Origin of the sequence: Streptomyces violaceusniger Tu 4113 (assembly GCF_000147815.2) — a bacterium.
GTDB lineage: Bacteria > Actinomycetota > Actinomycetes > Streptomycetales > Streptomycetaceae > Streptomyces > Streptomyces violaceusniger_A.
The window spans coordinates 4,810,879-4,826,914 of the sequence record NC_015957.1; the positions used below are offsets into that span (position 1 = coordinate 4,810,879).

Sequence of the window (16,036 nt, forward strand, 5' to 3'; positions counted from 1 at the left end):
TCATGAACCTCCCCGGCATAGAAACCCTCGTCAAGGCGCCGTTCGCCGAAGGCGATGTGTTCATCGCCGGCCGCTGGTGCGCGGCCGAGGACGGACGGACGTTCCCCGTGCACGACCCGGCCACCGCGGAGCTGATCCGCGAGGTGTCCGCGGCGGGCCCGGGCGACGCCATGGCGGCGGTCGACGCGGCCCAGGCGGCTGCCGCCGGGTGGCGGGCGACACCGGCCCGTCGTCGTTCGGAGGTCCTGCACACGGCGTTCGCGCTGATGCGCGAGCACACCGACACGCTCGCCCGGCTGATCGTCCTGGAGAACGGCAAGGCATACCGGGACGCGGCGTCCGAGGTCGGTTACGCGGCGGAGTTCTTCCGCTGGTTCGCCGAGGAGGCGGTACGGATCGGCTCCGCGTTCGGCGACGCGCCCGGTGGCGGCTTCCGGCATGTCGTGCGCAGGCATCCGGTGGGCGTCACCGCCTTCGTCACACCGTGGAACTTCCCGGCCGCGATGGCCACCCGGAAGATCGCCCCGGCGCTCGCCGCCGGCTGCCCGGTGCTCCTCAAGCCGGCCCCCGACACCCCCTTCACCGCCCTCGCGATCGCCGCCCTGCTGAGCGAGGCGGGCCTGCCCGACGGGCTGCTGAACGTCCTGCCGACCGACCGCGCGCCCGAGGTGGTCTCCGCCTGGCTCCGCGACGAGCGGGTCCGCAAGTTCTCCTTCACCGGCTCCACCGCCACCGGCCGGACCCTCCTGGGGCAGGCGGCGGCGAACGTGGTCAACGTGACCATGGAACTGGGCGGCAACGCCCCCTTCATCGTCTGCGAGGACGCCGACGTCGACGCCGCGGTGCGCGGTGCGATGGACGCCAAGATGCGGGGCGGTGGCGAGGTCTGCATCGCCGCCAACCGGTTCTACGTCCATGAGTCCGTCGCCGCCGAATTCACCGAGAAGTTCGCGGCGGCCATGACCGCGGTACGCGCCGGAGCGGGCCTGGAGGAGGGCGTCACCCTCGGCCCGATGGTCAACCGGACCGCCGTGGAGTCCATCCGTTCCCTGGTCGACGACGCGGTCGCTCGTGGCGCCACGGTCGCCGCGCGGGGCAGCGTGCCCGAAGGCCCGGGCTGCTACCACCCGGCCACCGTCCTGGTGGATGTGCCCGAGGACGCCCGGATCATGAACGAGGAGGTCTTCGGGCCGGTCGCCCCCCTGGCCACCTTCACCGACGAGGACGAGCTGGTGGCCCGCGCCAACGCCACGGTGCACGGTCTCGCCTCGTACATCTACTCGCGCGACGTGGGCCGGGCCCTGCGCCTGGCCGAGCGCCTGGAGACCGGCATGGTCGGCCTCAACCGGGGCCTGCTGTCCGACCCGGCCGCGCCCTTCGGCGGCGTCAAGCAGTCGGGCCTGGGCAGGGAGGGCGGCCGCGAGGGCATCGAGGCCTTCCTGGAGACGCAGTACATCGCCCTCGACTGGCCGACCGACTGATTCCCCCTCCTCCCCACCGCTGCTCCCGGGGCCAACTCCTCCCAGGCCGCTCATTCCCGGGGCAGCGGTCCTCTCCCCCTCTCAGCGAAGGACCCGCGCATGGCAACGACGCCTGTGACCGAGCAGAACGAGCCCAGCACACCGCCGGGCGCGCCCGCCACCGAACGCGAGCGGAAGCGGCTGCACACCAAGCTGAAGCTGGCCACCCAGATAGGCCAGGGAATCGACGGCTACATCATCGGCGGCATCGGCCTGGCGATGTCGGCGATCACTGACGACCTCCATCTGTCCTCCATGGAACAGGGGCTGGTCGGTGCCTCACCGCTCATCGGGATCTTCATCGGGGGGCCGTTCTTCGGCCGGCTGGCCGACCGGTTCGGACGCCGGCCGGTGTTCCTGATGGACATGCTGATCTTCCTGGTCGGCTCGGTGCTCCAGTTCTTCGTCGTCGACGGCCCGCAGCTCATCCTCATCCGGCTGGTGATGGGGGTGGCGATCGGCGGCGAGTACGCGATCGGCGCCCCGCTGCTGTCGGAGTACGCGGGGCGGCTGGGCCGCGGGCGGCTGCTGGCGAGCCTGGAGATCAGCTGGTACGTGGGATACGCGCTGGCCACGGTCGTCGGGGCGCTGTTCACCTCCGTCGACGGCGGTTGGCGCTGGTCCCTGTCCAGCAGTGCGGTGATCGCGGTGGTGTGCGTGGCCCTGCGCGGTGGCATCCCGGAGTCCGCGCGCTGGCTGCTGAGCAGGGGACGCCGGGACGAGGCCGAAGCGCTGATCCAGAAGTACGGCATCGAGGTGGACGTCGAGGCGGAGCTGGACGACCGCGACGAGGTGCGGCAGGACGGGTTCCGCGCGCTCTTCAGCCGACAGCATCTGCGCTCCACGGTGTTCGCCAGTGTCTTCTGGGCCGCCCTCGTCCTGCCGTACTTCGCGATCGGCACCTTCTGGACCGAGGTCTTCGAGGCTCTGCACATGGGGGACAACGCGGTCGCCGCGCTGCTCGTCTACTCCTTCACCGCCGTGGCCGGTGTCACCGCGGGGTGTCTCGTCGTGGACCGGATCGGCCGCCGCAAGCTGCTGATCCCGCCGTTCTGGATCACGGCCGCATGTCTGGCCCTGGTGGCGGTGTGGCCGTCCTCCACCCCCGTCATCGTCGTCGGCTTCCTGTTCTTCATCTTCCTCAACGCCGCCTCCAGCGCACTGACCGCGGTCTATCCGCTGGAGGTGTTCCCCACCTCCCTGCGCACCACGGGCGTCGGCTTCGCGACGGCCATGAGCCGGGTGGGCGCCGCGATCGGCACGTTCCTGCTGCCGATGGGACTCGACCACTTCGGAGCGGAGTTCGTGCTCCTGATCGGCGCCGGAGTGCTGGTGGTCGGCGCTCTCGTGTCCCAGGTCCTGGCGCCGGAGACCACCGACCTGGACCTGGCCCGGGCGGCCCGAACAGCCCGCGAGGGCGCGTAGCGACGGGCGGCGACCGCCTACCCGGCCGCGGGACGGGGTGCGCCGACGGTGCTGCGGAATCGGGCGCGGTAGACCGTCGGCGAGACCCCGAGGGTGTGCTGGAACACCCGCCGCAGCGACTCCGAGGAGCCGAACCCCGCCTGCCGCGCCACCTCCTCGACCGTGCCGGTGCCGTCCGCGAGAAGTGCCTGGGCGGCCTCGATGCGGACGGCTTCGACGTAGCGGCCGGGAGTGATGCCGACCTCGGTGCGGAACAGCCGCTCCAGGTGGCGGGCGCTCACGCCGCCCGAGGCGGCCAGCGTGGCCCGCGTGTGGCACCCCGCGGGGTCCGCGGTGACGCGGTCCATCACCCGGCGCACCGCCGGATGGCGTGGCTGACGCGGGGCCAGCCGTGTGCTGAACTGCGCCTGCCCGCCCGGGCGGGCCATGAAGACCACCAATTGCCTGGCCACATTGCGGGCCACGTCCGCTCCCCAGTCCTCCTCGACCAGGGACAGCGAAAGATCGATTCCCGCGGTGATGCCGGCCGAGGTGGCCACATGGCCGTCCCGGACGAAGACGGGATTGCCGTCCACGCACACCTGGGGGTAGGCGGCGGCCAATTGCGAAGCCAGCTCCCAGTGCGTGGCGGCGCGGCGGCCGTCCAGGATCCCGGCCTCGGCCAGCACGAAGGCTCCCGCGCACACGGACGCCACGCGCTTCGCCCGCACCGACAGCCGGGTCACGAGCCCGACCAGGTCGGTGTCGGCCACGGCCGAGCGCCAGTCCCTCCTGCCCGGGACCAGCAGGGTGCCCAGGCGTGGTGGCAGCGTGCCGGGCGCGCTGTCGGCGCTGATCACGAGCCCGGAGGAGGTGGTGACGGCGTCACCGGCGAGGGAGATCACCCATACGTCGTAGTCGGCGCCGTAGTGGTTGGCCGTGGTGAAGACCTCCACGGGGCCGGTGACATCCAGCAGTTGCACCCCGTCGAACGCGACGATCACAACGGTGCGTCCGCCACGGGACGCCGGTGACGCCCGCCGCGCTATTCCGTCCACGGCGAATCCAGGATCGTCCGGACGAAGTTCCCCCGCTCGAAGCCGGGGACGAAGTGCTCCAGGACATCCGCCTTGACGTTGCCGAACGTCGTCTGCGGCTTGGGGCGGATGCCGTCGGCGAACGCCTGCAAGATCCGGTTCTTGAAGTCGGGGCGCGGATGCAGCGCCACGATCGCCTCCCGGTCCTCGGCGGAGAGATCCTCATACCCGATGCCGAGCACGTCGTACTCGACACCGGCCGTCACCAGCGCCACTTCCGGTTCCATGAACTCGGGGACCCCGGGAGTGGTGTGCAGGGCGATCGCCGTCCAGACCCGGCGGATGCTGTCCTCGGGTACGCCATGGGCCTGCAGAAACCGCTTCGCCTCGGCCGCGCTGTCCACCTCGAAACGGCGGCCGCTGTCTTGGAACGCCTCGTTCAGGCCCACGTCGTGGAACATCGCGCCCAGGTACAGCAGCTCCGGGTCGAAGCTCAGATCGCGCCGGTGGCCCTGCAGACTGCCGAAGAAGTACACCCGACGTGAATGGTGATAGATGAGCTCGCTCGTCGTGTCCCGGATCAGCTCCGTGGCCTCGCGCGCCAGCGTCGTGTCCGGCACCTGCACGCCTGCCGCGACAACAGTGTCAGTCGTCATGTGTCCGCTCTCCGTGTCCGTAGCAGTACGCCCCTGTGGGGCACTGTCCACAGCCTCGCGCGGCGGCCTGCCCGCTGCCATGACGATAGCGCCCTGTATCCCACGGATAGCGACAGGAAACGCCGCTGGTGACCCGCGCCGGCCGCTCCCGGGTGGACCGCGTCGTGCGACGCCGAAGACCGTCCTGTCCCGGACACCGGATAGACTCGAATCGAGAAAAGAGGAACATCGAGGGCCTTCTCATGCAGAAAGTACGCCACGACCTCGATGCCATGGACCGGCGGATCACGGCCGTTCTGCTGGCGTCGCCCCGGGCCTCCTGGCGGAGCGTCGCCGAGGTGCTGGGTGTCTCGGAGCGCACCGTCGTGCGGCGCGCCGCCCCGCTGTTCCACGATCGCACCCTGCGGGCGACGGCCGTGCGCAATCCCGCCCGCTTTCCCCACCTCATTCCCATGGTGCTGCGCATCCGCTGCCGCCCCAACCGGATCGCCACCATCGCCGCCGGCCTCGCCCGGCGCCCCGACACCGTCTGGGTGGACATCCTGGGCGGAGGGGATGAAATCTGCGTCGTGCTCTTTCTGAACGGACGCGACGCACGTAACAAGTTGCTGCTGCGCGACCTGCCCGCGACCGCCGCCGTGCGGTCCTGGACCTCCTACGACCTGCTGAAAGTCTTCCCCGTGGGTTTCGCCTGGAGCGCGGGACTGCTGACCCGGGAGGAGTCCGGACACCTGCGGCCGGGCTCCGGCCCCGCGCCCGAGCCCTTCTCCCCGCTCCCGGAGGACGAGGCGCTCATCGACGCGCTGGTCGAAGACTCCCGGATGACCTACGGAGAGCTCGCCCATCGCACCGGCCGGACCCCACGGGCGGTGCGGCGCCGCCTGGACGCCCTGGTGGAGGGGTATGGCGTGCGGCTGGCCACCGAAGTCGATCTGGCCCTGCTGGGGGTGCACGCCGAGGCCCTGCTGTGGATCACCGCGGATCCGGGGGCGCTGGAGGAGACCGGGCAGCTCCTCAGCCGACATCCGCAGGTGCGTTTCACCGCCGCCACGACGGGCTCGAGCAGTCTGCTGGTGGCGGTGGCCGCCACCGATCTGAGCGCGCTGTATGTGTTTCTGACCGGCACGGTGGGGGCGTTGCCGCATATCTCCGGCATTGAGGTGACCCCCATCCTCTCGGGCGTCAAGCGCACCGGCCTGGTACGCCCCGCGTCGATCTGAGTGTGATGGGCTCCGTGAGTCTCAGCCGAAGTGCCGGATCCGCGCGGTGGCCTCGGGCGCGTACGGAGGCCAGTCGCCCGGAGAGCCGCCGGCGATGAACGCGGTGACGGCCGTGGCCGAAGGCCCGGCCCATCGCCCGCTCGGCGACCGAGGGGCTCCCCAGCATCGGACTGTCGGGGTAGCTGTCGAAGGTGCCGAAGAGGAAGGACAGTTCGCCACAGTGTGTGGCGCCGAGATGGCCGGGGTCGTGGGCGGGACGGTAGTCGAACTGGTAGACGTACGTGGCATTGCCGCCCGCGGCATGGTGGTCGGCCATCCGCAGGGCGCCGTCGCGGAACAGCTCATCGGTGCTGGCAGCGAGGATTCAGCGACAAATGATCTCTGGATCGGCCGAAAGTGCGACGTGCGGTACGCACCCGTGCCACGTCAGCCTGGCTGACGTGGCATCGGCGAAACGTGGGGCGGGTGGTGGCGGGCGGCCTACGACTGCTCGTTCGCCTCGAGCCAGCGGAAGAAGGCGATCTGCCGCGACATGACGGAGATCAGCTCGTAGGCGGTGTGCGAGGCGGCCACGGAGGTGATCTCGGCGTGGTCGTACGCCGGGGCGACCTCGACCAGGTCGGCGGAGACCAGATAGCAATCGCTGAGCCCGCGCACGATCTCCAGGAGTTCGCGCGAGGTGAGGCCGCCCGCCTCGGGGGTGCCGGTGCCGGGGGCGTGTGCGGGATCCAGGACGTCAATGTCCACGGATATGTAGAGCGGCCGCTTGCCGATGCGCTCCTTGAGCTGCTGCACCACCTCGTCCACCCCGCGCCGCATCACATCGGCCGAGGTGACGATTCCGAAGCCCAGCTTGGTGTCCTCGTCCAGGTCTTCCTTGCTGTACAGGGAGCCGCGGGTGCCGACGTGTGAGAGCGCGGAGGTGTCCAGGAGGCCCTCCTCGGCCGCGCGGCGGAACGGCGTTCCATGGGTGTACTGGGCGCCGAAGTAGGAGTCCCAGGTGTCCAGGTGCGCGTCGAAGTGCAGCAGCGCCACCGGGCCGTGCCGACGGGCCACCGAGCGCAGGATCGGCAGCGCGATGGTGTGGTCGCCGCCCAGTGTCATCAGTTGCGCGCCCGTGGAGAGCAGAGCGTCCGCGCCCTCCTCGATGCTCTCGACGGCCGCGTCGATGTTGTGCGGATTGGCCGTGATGTCACCGGCGTCCGCCACCTGGGCGTAGTGAAACGGGTAGACGTCCTGGGCCGGGTTGTAGGGGCGGAGCTGGCGCGACGCCTCCCGGACGGCGTTCGAGCCGAAGCGGGCGCCCGGCCGGTAGGAGACCCCCGCGTCGAACGGCACCCCGACCACGGCGATATCCGTGGTGCCGACCTGGTCCAGACGTGGGACACGGCCGAAGGTCGCCGGGCCCGTGAAGTGCAGGGTGGCATCCGTCTCGTGGGGCGGGACGGGCATGGCCATGTCGGGAGGGTTCGCGGTCATGTCGGTGCTGAGTCCTTCATCTGTGGGGGGGAGGGGGAATGTCTGCGTGGGGGAATGCCGGCCTGGTCGAGGCCGTGTTACGTGGATGATGAAACCGTCCGTTGGTGAACGGGGAAGGGCGCTCACCTGGCTCTGCGGCTGTCCTGCGCACATCGCCAGGTGACCCGCTCGGTGCCGAGGACCTGCGGACACACGATGAAGCGGTGTCGTCGTGCGGGACTCCCGCGGGGGAAGGAGTACCGCGCCTAGGACACGTGGCGGACGGGCCGGGAGGCGGCCATGGGGCCCGGGCGTCTCGGATCCGGGAAACCCGTTCCATGAAACCCCCGGGCAGTGGGTCTTCGGCTCTCTGCCACGGGGCAGCGGCGCCTGCGACACCCGCTCACTGGGCGTCGTCCCGGCGTTCGCTCACTCGTCACACCCTGGTGTCCCCCGCCTCACGGGCGGCTGCCTCGCGATACGATGCGGGCAGCCCGGCACACAACCGCTGGCCCTGGCACGTACCTTGGTCACGTCCGATCGTAGAACCGGCAGTTGGAGCCCTCCCACCCGGCCTCCGATGACTGTTCGGCGCCGGGCGAACGGGCCGTCGGACGCGCTACCCGTTACGGGCCTCCAGGCGGGCCACGATCCCCTTCGAGGTCGGTTGGTTGCTGATCTCGGCCACGCTGTCGAGCGGCACCAGGACGTTGGTCTCGGGGTAGTACGTGGCGGCGCAGCCGCGGGTGGTCGGATACGGGACCACCTCGAAGTCCTCCGCGCGGCGCTCCACCTCGTCGCTCCACACGCCCACGAGGTCGACGAACTGCCCCTCGAACAGGCCGAGTTCGACCATATCCGCCGGATTGACCAGTACCACCCTGCGCCGTCCGTGGATGCCCCGGTAGCGGTCGTTGTCCGTGTAGGGAATGGTGTTCCACTGGTCGTGGGAGCGCAGGGTCTGCAGCAGCAGATGCCCCTCGGGGGCCCGCAGCATGTCCCAGGCGTTGCGGGTGAACAGGGCCTTGCCGGCGGGGGTGGCGAAGACCCCCTCGTTGACCGGACTGGGCAGCCTGATGCCACTCGGGCGGGCCACCCGCCGGTTGAAGTCGTGGAACCCCGGAACGACGTGGGCGATGCGGTGGCGGATCGCCCCGTAGTCGGCCTCGAACTCGTCCCAGGGGATGCCGGCCTTGTCGCCGATGGTGTGGCGGGCGAGCCGGCACAGGATGGCCACCTCGCTGAGCAGCAGCGTGGAGGCCGGTTTCAGGCGCCCACAGGAGGTGTGCACCTCGCTCATCGAGTTCTCCACGGTGACGAACTGCTCGCCACTGGACTGAATGTCCCGTTCGGTACGGCCGAGGGTCGGCAGGATGAGCGCGGTCCGGCCGCAGACCGTATGGGACCGGTTGAGCTTGGTGGAGATATGAACGGTGAGACGGCAGCGCCGCATGGCCTCCTCGGTGACCGTACTGTCCGGAGCGGCCCGGACGAAGTTGCCCGCGAGCGAGAGGAAGACCTTGATACGGCCCTCGCGCATGGCCCTGATCGAGTTCACCGAGTCCAGCCCGTGGGCACGAGGCGGATCGAAGCCGAACTCGCGCTGCAGCGCGTCCAGGAAGGAGTCCGGCATCTGCTCCCAGATGCCCATCGTGCGGTCGCCCTGCACATTGCTGTGCCCGCGCACCGGGCAGGCCCCGGCTCCGGCCCTGCCGAGGTTTCCGCGCAGCATCAGGAAGTTCACGATCTCCCGGATGGTGGAAACACCATGTCGGTGCTGTGTCACTCCCATGGCCCAGCAGACGATGACGCGCTTGCTGCCCAGGACGGCGTCCCGGACCTGCTCGATCTCGCGGAGGGTCAGCCCGGTCGCGGTCAGGATGTCGTCCCAGGCGATGGTGCGGACGTGCTGGGAGAACTCCTCGAACCCGCTGGTGCTGGAGCGGATGAAATCGTGGTCGAGTACGGTGCCCGGCCGGGCGTCCTCCGCCTCCAGCAGCAGCCGGTTCAGGCCCTGGAACAGCGCGAGGTCGCCGCCGCTGCGGATGTGGAGAAAACGATCGGCGATGCGGGTACCGGGTCCGATCACCCCGCGGGCCCGCTGCGGGTTCTTGAACCGCAGCAGTCCGGCCTCCGGCAGCGTGTTCACCGCGATGATGCGGCCACCGTTGATCTTCGCCTGCTCCAGTGCGGAGAGCTGCCGCGGATGGTTGGTTCCGGGATTCTGGCCCACCAGGAAGATCAGGTCGGCGTGGTGCAGATCGTCCAGGCTCACCGTGCCCTTGCCCGTGCCCAACGTCTCGTGCAGTGCGAAGCCGCTGGACTCATGGCACATATTGCTGCAGTCGGGCAGGTTGTTGGTGCCGTAGGCCCTGGCGAAGAGCTGCAGTGCGAAGGCGGCCTCGTTGCTGGCCCGCCCCGAGGTGTAGAAGACCGCCTCATCGGGGGAGTCCAGCGATGTCAGCTCCGCGGAGATCAGCTTCAGGGCCTCATGCCAGCTGATCGGCTCGTAGTGGTCCGCGTCCGGCCGCTTGACCATCGGCTCGGTGAGCCGGCCCTGCTGGTTCAGCCACAGGTCGGAACGGCGGCCGAGCTCGGAGACCGCATGCGTACGGAAGAAGTCGGCGGTGACGCGCCGCGCCGTCGCCTCGTCGTTGATGTGCTTGGCGCCGTTCTCGCAGTATTCGTTGCGGTGCCGGTCGCCGGGGGCGGGGTCGGCCCAGGCGCAGCCGGGACAGTCGATGCCCGCCACCTGGTTCATGGCCAGCAGCGTCGTCGCGGTGCGCCGTACCGTCGTCTCCTCCAGGGAGTACTCCAGCGCATGGGTCACCGCGGGCACTCCCGCCGCCCACTTCTTGGGCGGCGTGGCGGAGAGTCGTTCGTCCGGCTCGTGTCTCGGCGCCTTCTTCATCAGGTGTGTCTCGCTCTCTTGGACGAGGGTCAGCCCACGGGCCAGCGAGCAACCCGGCTTCTCGGCGGTTCCGGTTCCGTCGGCTGTACGTGTCCGTTGTGGATGGACCCCCGCCAGGCCCCGCTCTCCTCGCCCAGGCCCTCGATGAACTCTTTGAAGTGCCCGAGCTCCCTTCGGACCACCCGGCGCGTGAGCCCGGAGGAGACGTTCGTGAGGAGGGACGCGACTCTGCCCGGAGTGCCCTCGATGCGCACGGTGACCTGGGTGCGGTCCGGTGCCGGGGAGCGGAACGACACCTCACCCCAGTGGGAGGGGCGGCGCTGAAGGCAACGCCATACCACGGAGGAGTCCGGCCGCTGGTGCACGATCTCCGCCTGGAACGCGCAGCGCACCGGGCCGCACCGGATGACCCAATGGGTGATCGTGGGTCTGATCTGCTCGACCCTCTCTACCGTGGACATGAACCGCGGAAAGCTCTTGAACTGGGTCCATTGGTTGTAGGCAGTGCGTACCGGGACCGCGACCTCGATCGTCTCTTCGATGGTGTTCATGGCCCACCTGTCTCCAGATCTGCCCTCAGTGTCACCGCCCGACCAGCAGGTCGCCAGATGGATCTTCCTTCTACGTGAATGACAATCTACAGTCAACCTATTGTTTGACTGCATGAATTCATGCATGCTGGCGCCGTCCGAATGTGAACGGTCGGGAGGCAGGCGTGGCAGTGCACACGGAGGCGGCGGACGCGCGGACGGCAGGGGACCGGGATGCGGCGCCTGTGCGGGGCGCCGCCTCGAAGGAGCCGCTCACCGGCTTCCACATTCGGGTGACGGCCACCACCTTCGGGGCGAACTTCTCCGACGGCTACGCCCTTGGCGTCATCGGAGCGGTGCTGCCCGCGCTCGGCACCGATATGCACCTGTCCGGCGTCTGGGAGGGCCTGCTCGGCGCCTCCGCCCTGATCGGCCTGTTCTTCGGCAGCATCCTGCTGGGGCGGGTGGCCGACGTGATCGGGCGCCAGAAGCTGTACCTCTACAACTTCGTCCTGATCGCGGTCGCCTCCGCCGCCCAGTTCTGGGCACACAGCCCGCTGGTCCTCTTCCTGCTCCGGCTGGCGATCGGCTTCGGTCTGGGCGCGGACTACGCCGTCGGCCCGACCCTGCTCTCCGAGTTCGTCCCCAGCCGGCTGCGCGGCGTCCTCCTGGGCTCCCTCACCGTGCTGTGGACCGTCGGCTACGTACTGGCCAACGTCCTGGGCACCTACATCCCGATCAACGGCACCTCCGCGTACTGGCTGCTGGCCAGCGGAGCGGTGCCCGCCCTGCTGGTGCTGCTGCTGCGGATCGGTATCCCGGAATCCCCGAGCTGGCTGGCCGCCCGCGGCCGGGCCGCCGAGGCCGCAAAGATCCGCCGCACCTACCTGGGACAGTCCGAGGCCACCGCAGCCGACGCGCAGGCCGCGGCCGCCGACCAGCCGCCCGCCGCCCGGTACCGCGAGCTCTTCGCCCCCGGCCAGGCCACCAAGACCTGGTTCGGCGTCGTCTTCTACAGCGCCCAGGTGCTGCCCTACTTCGCCATCTACACCTTCATGCCGCAGATCCTGGCCACCTTGCAGATCTCCGGCGCGGACACCCAGAACCTGGTGCTCAATCTGGCCCTGTTGCTCGGCGGTGTGATCGGGCTGTGGCCGGTGCAGCGCCTGGGCCGCAGGCCGTTCACCATCGGCACCTTCGCGATCCTCACGCTCTGTCTGGGGGCGATGGCCGTCCTCAGCGGCGCCTCCAGCGGGGCGCTGATGGTCCCCTTCCTGATCTACACCTTCGTCATGGCCGGTGCCTCCACCATCACCCAGGTCTATCCGGCCGAGCTCTTCCCCACCGCGCTGCGCGGCTCGGGGGTCGGTTTCCTCAACGGCACCAGCAGGGTCGCTTCCGCCATCGGCACCTTCGTCCTGCCGGTCAGCCTGAGCCACTTCGGCGCGGGGTGGTCGATGGGCTGGATGGCGCTGGTGCTGCTGCTCGGCACGGTCGTCAGCGTGGCCTGGGCGCCGGAGACCAGTGACACCCTCACCGCCGAGGACCTGCACCACTGACGCCCGCGACGGGCAGCCGCTCGGCGCTGCCCGGCCTCACACACGCGGAGGGGAGGTCATTCATGTGCTCTTCCCCGTCCGTTGCCGGACATCTTCCTGTGTTTGCACTCATGGGCCTCATAACGTGCGCTCGATCCCCTCCCTCCCACCGTGTGGAGCAAGCGCATGTGCAGCCCCCATCAGACCCATGAGCCGCAGCCCGGAACCCGCCGCCGTACCTTTCTGCGCACCACCGGACTCGCGGGCGCGGGCGTGGCCATGACCGGTCTGGAGGTGGCGCCGCCCGCCGCTGCCGCACCGGCCTCCGGCGCCACCGGCGCACCCGCCTGGCACCCCGACCCCGAAAGCCCCAGATTCACCCTCGCCGTCATGCCGGACACCCAGTACCTCTTCGACGGCGAGAGCATCCACCCTGCCCCGGTGGAGGCGTCCTTCCGCTATCTCCTCAACCACGCGCGCGAGGAGAACATCGTCTTCCTGTCCCACCTGGGCGACCTCACCGAGCATGGGAAGGTCACCGAATTCGGACCGATCGGCCGGGCGTTCCGCCTCCTGGACGAGCGAGGCGCCGCCTACAGCGTGGTGGCCGGAAACCACGACCTCGACTCGTCCACCGACGACCAGCGGGGCCGCACGCCCTACCTGGACGCCTTCGGCCCCCGGCGGTTCCGCTCCTCGCCCTCGTTCCGCGGCGCCAGCCCGGACGGCTACAACACGTACCACACCTTCTCCGCCGCGGGCCGGGAGTGGCTGGTGCTCGCCCTGGACTGGCGCCCTTCCGCGAAGGGCATCGCCTGGGCCCGGGAGGTCATCGCGAAACACCCCAGGACTCCGGTCATCCTCACCACCCATGAGCTGGTCTACGCGGACCACGAGGGCGAGGAGGCGAGCTTCTCCGACCATGGACAGTGGCTGTGGGACGAACTGATCGCCGACCACGACCAGATATTCCTGACCCTCAACGGCCACTACTGGCCGCCGGCCCGCACCATCCGCAAGAACACCGCGGGCCACGACGTCCATCTGCACATCACCAACTACCAGGACCGCTACTACGGTGGCGCCGGGATGATCCGCCTCTACCAGTTCGACCTGGCCCGCCACACCATCGACGTCCGGACGCTCTCCCCGTGGATCCTGGACCGCGCCGATGACCACCTCAACGAGCTGGAGCGCGGCGAGATCGAACGCACCGGTCCCCAGGACTACTTCAGCGTCCCGATCGACTTCGAGCAGCGCTTCGCCGGGTTCGCCCCGGTCGCGTCGCGGCCGGCCCGGCCCGCCTCCCGGCTGGTGATCCCCGGTACGGTGGCCTACTGGCGATTCGATCAGGGCGGCCGGGACGGCGCGCCCGTCGAGGACGCCGTCCGGATCACCGATCACTCGGGCCGTGGCAACCACCTCACCAAGGTCACCGTCCCCGGCAGCCCCGCCGACGCCCTCACCTGGTCCGATGACCACCATCCTGACCAGCCGGGACACGGCAGCCTGCTCTTCCACGCGACAAGTCCCCGCTGCGCGGCGCCTATCTGCGGACCGCCGACGGCGCCCCGTTGAACGGCGCTTCCTTCCGCTCCGGTTACACCGTCGAGGCGTTCCTCAAAATGCCCGCCGACTGGGACAGCGGACGCAACGCCTGGTCCGCGCTGCTCAGCCGACGGGGCCGCAGCGGCGACGCCGGAAAGACCGGCGGTGACGCGGAGGAGCCGGTGGTCACCCTCTCGCTGTCCGACGGCCATGCGTTCCAGTGGGCCGTCTATCCGCTGAACCAGGACGGCGCGGTCACCAACTGGAGCCATGAGCTGCCGCTGAACACCTGGTGGCATGCGGCGGTGGTGAACGACGGACGACACACCACGCTGTATGTGAACGGCTGCCCGGTGGCGCGCAATCCCTCGACCCCGGCGACCGGTCTCACCACCCTCGGGCTGCCCTGGCTGCTGGGCGGCTATGAGTACGGCGGGAAGATCGACCAGATCATGCATGGCTGGATGGGCGACGTCCGCCTCGTGGACCGGGCCCTCCCGGTGCGCGACTTCATGTCCTCCTGATCAAGGGCTCCGGGGGCTCCAGCGGCCCGCCCGGGCCTTCCTGGAGTCCCCCGGAGCCCCGCACCTCGAGCACCCCGATGGCCCTGACGGCCGGCATCGGCGAGGTGTCCACCCAGGCCATCATCGGCCGGAGCCGCTCACGGCTGCGGACCACCTTCACCCCGCCCCCGTAGAGGTGGAAGAGGGCGAGCAGACCGGCGACGATCCCATAGGCGACGTTCACGATGCCGACTCCGTCTTCTGATCGAAGTCGGTGGCGGGCTCGGTGGCGTAACGGCGCATCACCTGGATGTTCGCCTGCGGGGTCAGCGCCTGGCCGCCGGCGATCATGTCCCGCAGGTCCCGGAAGTACCGCACATACAGGTCTGGTGTGAACGTGCTGAGCATGACGGCCGGTTGGTCGGTCATGTTGGCAAAGGTGTGCGGGGCACCGGGCGGGACCATCACGAGCGTGCCCGCGGCCGCGTCGTAGTCCTGTTCTCCGACCGTGAACCGCACCGTACCGGAGATGACGTAGAAACCCTCGTCGTGCTCGGCGTGGCGGTGCTGCGGGGGTCCGGGGGTGTGCGGCGCGAGGACGGATTCGGCGATCCCGAGCCGGTGCCCGGTGTTGCCGCCGTCCTCGAGGATGCGCAGTCGCGTGGTGCCCAGGACGATCGTCTCGCCGTCGCCCGGGCCGACCACCGATACGGCGGGGTCGGTCATCGGCTCGCTGGTCTTCGGTTCATCAGTCACGCGTCGATTCCAGTGCCCGGACGCGGCGACTGTCCAAGACCCATGCTGTGCTGTCGATACCGCATGGGTATCGTTCCACCATGGAGCTACGGACACTGCGCTATTTCGTGGCGGTCGCCGAGGAACTCCACTTCGGCCGGGCGGCCATCCGGCTGCATATGAGCCAGCCGCCACTGAGCCGGGCGATCAAGCAGTTGGAGACCGAGCTCGGTGCCGCGCTGCTTCGCCGATCGTCCGTCGGTGTCGCGCTCACTCCGGTGGGGGCGGTGCTGCTGGATGAGGCGCGCGCCCTGCTCGACCAGGCCGACCGGGTACGCGTGCGCGTGGCCGCAGCGGCCGGCGCCGCCACCCTCACCGTGGGCCTCCTGGGCGACAGCGCCGACCCGGGCGCGGCCCGGCTGGCCGCCGCCTACAACCGGCGGCACCCGGGCGTCGAGGTCCATATCCGCGAGACCGACCTGACCGATCCCACCTGCGGGCTGCACGCCGGACTGGTCGACATCGCCCTGACCCGCGGGCCGTTCGACGAGACCGGCCTGGCCGTGCACGAGTTGCGCACCGACCCGGTGGGTGCGCTGCTGCGCACCGACGATCCGCTGGCCCGCCACGACAGTCTGAAACTGGCCGACCTCGCCGACCGCCGCTGGTTCCGGTTCCCGGCGGGCACCGACCCGCTCTGGCAGTCGTACTGGAACGGAGGGGAACCCCGCGTGGGCCCGGTGGTGCGCGCCGTCCAGGAATGCCTGCAGGCCGTTCTGTGGAACGGCACGGTCGGCATGACCCTCGTGGACCATCAACCGGCGGCGGGGCTCGCCGTGGTGCCGCTGACCGACATGCCGCCGAGCCGGGTGGTGGCGGCGTGGAACGAGGACGACACGAATCCACTGATCCGCTCCTTCGTCCAGATCGCCATCGCCGCCTACCGCGACTGAGCCCCCGGCGGGTCACCGACTAC

At 69.9% G+C, this 16,036-nt stretch carries 12 protein-coding genes and 2 pseudogenes; 6 read left to right on the plus strand and 8 right to left on the minus strand.

Translation table 11 applies throughout. From position 1 onward, the window contains the following. Positions 1-2: 2 nt before the first annotated feature. Positions 3-1,481: an NAD-dependent succinate-semialdehyde dehydrogenase gene (locus STRVI_RS19835; RefSeq protein WP_014057465.1), complete on the plus strand. Its 1,479-nt coding sequence runs from the start codon at positions 3-5 to the stop codon at positions 1,479-1,481. Positions 1,482-1,580: 99 nt separating this feature from the next. Beyond that, positions 1,581-2,945 (plus strand): MFS transporter, encoded by a 1,365-nt coding sequence (locus STRVI_RS19840; protein WP_014057466.1) that lies wholly within the window; start codon positions 1,581-1,583, stop codon positions 2,943-2,945. 17 nt (positions 2,946-2,962) lie between these two features. Here STRVI_RS19840 and STRVI_RS19845 read toward each other — a convergent pair whose 3' ends face one another. Both STRVI_RS19845 and STRVI_RS19850 read right to left on the minus strand, forming a co-directional pair. Beyond that, positions 2,963-3,982, minus strand: a complete 1,020-nt coding sequence (locus tag STRVI_RS19845) for a GlxA family transcriptional regulator (RefSeq protein ID WP_251982669.1) — start codon at positions 3,980-3,982, stop codon at positions 2,963-2,965. Further along, positions 3,970-4,617, minus strand: coding sequence for an HD domain-containing protein (locus STRVI_RS19850; RefSeq protein ID WP_014057468.1), 648 nt, complete (start codon positions 4,615-4,617; stop codon positions 3,970-3,972). Before STRVI_RS19850 ends, STRVI_RS19845 begins: the two co-directional genes overlap by 13 nt. A 242-nt stretch (positions 4,618-4,859) precedes the next feature. Between STRVI_RS19850 and STRVI_RS19855 the strand changes: the two genes are divergently transcribed. Continuing rightward, positions 4,860-5,837, plus strand: a complete 978-nt coding sequence (locus STRVI_RS19855) for an Lrp/AsnC family transcriptional regulator (protein WP_014057469.1) — start codon at positions 4,860-4,862, stop codon at positions 5,835-5,837. Here STRVI_RS19855 and STRVI_RS19860 read toward each other — a convergent pair. From STRVI_RS19860 to STRVI_RS19875, 4 genes are all read right to left on the minus strand, one after another. After that, on the minus strand, positions 5,800-6,153 hold the full coding sequence (locus STRVI_RS19860; RefSeq protein WP_050993691.1) for a carboxylesterase family protein: 354 nt from the start codon (positions 6,151-6,153) through the stop codon (positions 5,800-5,802). The two genes, STRVI_RS19855 and STRVI_RS19860, sit on opposite strands and share 38 nt — an antisense overlap. A gap of 164 nt (positions 6,154-6,317) precedes the next feature. Then, the gene (speB, locus tag STRVI_RS19865) at positions 6,318-7,289 is read right to left on the minus strand and encodes an agmatinase (protein ID WP_208949254.1); all 972 of its coding nucleotides are present in this window, start codon (positions 7,287-7,289) and stop codon (positions 6,318-6,320) included. Positions 7,290-7,914: 625 nt separating this feature from the next. Further along, a complete protein-coding gene (locus STRVI_RS19870) occupies positions 7,915-10,206 on the minus strand; it encodes an FdhF/YdeP family oxidoreductase (protein WP_014057471.1) in 2,292 nt (763 codons plus the stop codon). 29 nt (positions 10,207-10,235) lie between these two features. Next, the gene (locus tag STRVI_RS19875; protein WP_014057472.1) at positions 10,236-10,757 is read right to left on the minus strand and encodes an SRPBCC family protein; all 522 of its coding nucleotides are present in this window, start codon (positions 10,755-10,757) and stop codon (positions 10,236-10,238) included. Positions 10,758-10,921: 164 nt separating this feature from the next. Between STRVI_RS19875 and STRVI_RS19880 the strand changes: the two genes are divergently transcribed. Beyond that, positions 10,922-12,295 (plus strand): MFS transporter, encoded by a 1,374-nt coding sequence (locus tag STRVI_RS19880; RefSeq protein ID WP_014057473.1) that lies wholly within the window; start codon positions 10,922-10,924, stop codon positions 12,293-12,295. Between the two features lie 165 nt (positions 12,296-12,460). Beyond that, positions 12,461-14,346, plus strand: a pseudogene (locus STRVI_RS19885) (LamG-like jellyroll fold domain-containing protein). A 43-nt stretch (positions 14,347-14,389) separates the two neighbouring features. Here STRVI_RS19885 and STRVI_RS19890 read toward each other — a convergent pair. Together STRVI_RS19890 and STRVI_RS19895 are read right to left on the minus strand one after the other, a co-directional pair. Then, positions 14,390-14,569 (minus strand): annotated as a pseudogene (locus tag STRVI_RS19890) (DoxX family protein); the annotation flags it as partial. Continuing rightward, positions 14,566-15,051: a cupin domain-containing protein gene (locus STRVI_RS19895; protein WP_014057475.1), complete on the minus strand. Its 486-nt coding sequence runs from the start codon at positions 15,049-15,051 to the stop codon at positions 14,566-14,568. The pseudogene STRVI_RS19890 and the gene STRVI_RS19895, both read right to left, overlap by 4 nt. A 110-nt stretch (positions 15,052-15,161) precedes the next feature. Here STRVI_RS19895 and STRVI_RS19900 point away from each other — a divergent pair, with 110 nt between their 5' ends. Beyond that, a complete protein-coding gene (locus tag STRVI_RS19900; protein WP_014057476.1) occupies positions 15,162-16,013 on the plus strand; it encodes a LysR family transcriptional regulator in 852 nt (283 codons plus the stop codon). The last annotated feature ends 23 nt before the right edge of the window (positions 16,014-16,036 follow it).

Excerpts from the sequence above, each read along its gene's own strand:
- STRVI_RS19835 (WP_014057465.1), top strand. The coding sequence starts at position 3 with ATGAACCTCCCCGGCATAGAAACCCTCGTCAAGGCGCCGTTCGCCGAA.
- STRVI_RS19840 (WP_014057466.1), top strand. The coding sequence starts at position 1,581 with ATGGCAACGACGCCTGTGACCGAGCAGAACGAGCCCAGCACACCGCCG.
- STRVI_RS19850 (WP_014057468.1), bottom strand. The coding sequence starts at position 4,617 with ATGACGACTGACACTGTTGTCGCGGCAGGCGTGCAGGTGCCGGACACG.
- STRVI_RS19855 (WP_014057469.1), top strand. The coding sequence starts at position 4,860 with ATGCAGAAAGTACGCCACGACCTCGATGCCATGGACCGGCGGATCACG.
- STRVI_RS19860 (WP_050993691.1), bottom strand. The coding sequence starts at position 6,153 with ATGGCCGACCACCATGCCGCGGGCGGCAATGCCACGTACGTCTACCAG.
- speB (WP_208949254.1), bottom strand. The coding sequence starts at position 7,289 with ATGCCCGTCCCGCCCCACGAGACGGATGCCACCCTGCACTTCACGGGC.
- STRVI_RS19870 (WP_014057471.1), bottom strand. The coding sequence starts at position 10,206 with ATGAAGAAGGCGCCGAGACACGAGCCGGACGAACGACTCTCCGCCACG.
- STRVI_RS19875 (WP_014057472.1), bottom strand. The coding sequence starts at position 10,757 with ATGAACACCATCGAAGAGACGATCGAGGTCGCGGTCCCGGTACGCACT.
- STRVI_RS19895 (WP_014057475.1), bottom strand. The coding sequence starts at position 15,051 with ATGACCGACCCCGCCGTATCGGTGGTCGGCCCGGGCGACGGCGAGACG.
- STRVI_RS19900 (WP_014057476.1), top strand. The coding sequence starts at position 15,162 with ATGGAGCTACGGACACTGCGCTATTTCGTGGCGGTCGCCGAGGAACTC.